Source organism: Methylophaga sp. UBA4204, assembly GCF_002379485.1.
Taxonomy (GTDB): domain Bacteria; phylum Pseudomonadota; class Gammaproteobacteria; order Nitrosococcales; family Methylophagaceae; genus Methylophaga.
In genome coordinates, this window is the sequence record NZ_DFTU01000051.1 from 9,151 (window position 1) to 11,175 (window position 2,025).

Sequence of the window (2,025 nt, forward strand, 5' to 3'; positions counted from 1 at the left end):
CACTGCTGGCGGCTATTTTTGTGACCGACAAGGCGGAGATGAAAGATCAAACAATGGAATCTTTGCTGCGTTTCATAGTCAGATTGCAAACTCGTTGCAACGGTCCTAAGTCCTTCAACATCAAGCCTTAACCTCTATCGCAACGCTACATAAAAAGCGTTATTAAGCTATACTATTCGGTTCGTAATTTATATTTGAATCAGGATTAAGCGTGAATCCAAGTGAATTCCTGAGAAAATCAGTAGGTTATTAAATGGCTGACTATGCCCTAATTTTGATAAGCACCATTCTGGTGAACAACATTGTGCTGGTGAAATTCCTCGGCCTGTGTCCGTTCATGGGTGTTTCCCGTAAGCTGGAAACAGCGATGGGCATGGCACTGGCAACCACCTTTGTGTTGACCTTATCTTCTATCAGCAGCTATCTGATTAATGAATATCTTTTGTCTCCGCTGGGCCTTGAATTCCTGCGCACCATCAGCTTTATTTTTGTCATTGCAGTTGTCGTACAGTTCACTGAAATGGTGGTGCATAAAACCAGCCCTCTGTTATATCAGGTACTGGGTATTTTTCTCCCGTTGATTACCACTAACTGTGCCGTATTAGGTGTTGCACTGCTTAATGTTCAGGAAAAACATGGCTTCCTTGAGTCTGCTTTGTATGGCTTCGGAGCTGCTGTCGGCTTTTCAATGGTCTTAATCATTTTCGCAGCAATGCGTGAACGTTTGGCCGCCGCTGATGTGCCTGTTCCTTTTCAGGGTGCCGCAATCGGGCTGATCACAGCCGGACTGATGTCGATGGCCTTTATGGGCTTTGCCGGATTGGTGAAGGTCTAACGTATGCTGACAGCCATCATTGCCATCACGCTGCTCGCGTTGGTCCTTGGACTTGTACTCGGATTTGCTTCAATCCGCTTCAAAGTCGAGGGTGATCCAATTGTTGATCAAATCGATAAAATCCTGCCACAGACACAATGCGGACAATGCAGTTTTGCCGGGTGTCGCCCGTATGCTGAAGCGATTGCTGCCGGTGAAGTTGATATCAATCGTTGTCCCCCGGGCGGTGAAACCACTATTCAGGCGCTGGCCGATCTGCTGGATGTAGAACCCAAACCACTGGATGAAGAATGTGGTGTGGAAAAACCCAAGACACTGGCCGTAATAGATGAAGATCGTTGCATTGGTTGTACGCTGTGTATCCAGGCCTGCCCGGTAGATGCCATTCTGGGTGCAGCCAAACATATGCATACCGTTATCGCTGATGAATGCACCGGCTGTGAATTATGTGTTGAACCTTGTCCGGTAGATTGTATTGATATGGTCGAAACCCAACCAAATCCACATACCTGGCGCTGGCCGGATCCTTCCCATGTTGATTTGCAACGGAGGACCGGCTCATGAGTGCACCGTTAAGCAATTTCCCCGGTGGACTGAAACTGCCAGGACATAAAAAACGTTCTACGCAGCAACCGATTCGTAAAACACCATTGAGCAAACAATTGGTATTGCCCCTGCAACAGCATATCGGTGCAGCGGCCGTGCCCATTGTCGAAGTTGGCGATAACGTATTAAAAGGCCAGCGTATCGCCAGAGCGGAAGGACATGTTTCAGTGTGTCTGCATGCTCCCACCTCTGGTGTGGTCAGCGCCATTGGAGAACATGCTATTCCGCATCCTTCCGGGCTTTCAGCACCTTGTATTACCATCGAAACCGATGGTGAAGATCGGTGGATTGAACGCGAGCAAATAGCCGATTTCCGTCAACACTCCGCACATGAGTTACGGCAAATTATTCGTGATGCAGGCATTGTCGGTTTAGGTGGAGCAGGTTTCCCCAGCTTTATAAAACTCAATCCGGGTGTACACCATACTGTCGAAACCTTATTGATAAATGGTGCTGAGTGCGAACCCTACATCACCTGTGATGACATGCTGATGCGTGAACGTGCCGATGGCATTCTTGATGGTGTCGAGATCATGTTATTTGCGCTGCGAGCTTCCCGCTGCATTCTGGCGATTGAAGATAAT

3 protein-coding genes are annotated in these 2,025 nt (G+C 48.0%); all 3 read left to right on the top strand.

The features are described 5' to 3' along the window. Window positions 1–253: 253 nt before the first annotated feature. Complete coding sequence (gene rsxA, locus B3182_RS07420; protein ID WP_226072788.1) at window positions 254–835, top strand: electron transport complex subunit RsxA; 582 nt, start codon at window positions 254–256, stop codon at window positions 833–835. Window positions 836–838: 3 nt separating this feature from the next. Continuing rightward, window positions 839–1,399: an electron transport complex subunit RsxB gene (gene rsxB / locus B3182_RS07425; RefSeq protein ID WP_292354055.1), complete on the top strand. Its 561-nt coding sequence runs from the start codon at window positions 839–841 to the stop codon at window positions 1,397–1,399. After that, the coding region (locus B3182_RS07430) for an RnfABCDGE type electron transport complex subunit C (protein ID WP_292752160.1) at window positions 1,396–2,025 on the top strand (630 nt) is incomplete at its 3' end. The genes rsxB and B3182_RS07430, both read left to right, overlap by 4 nt.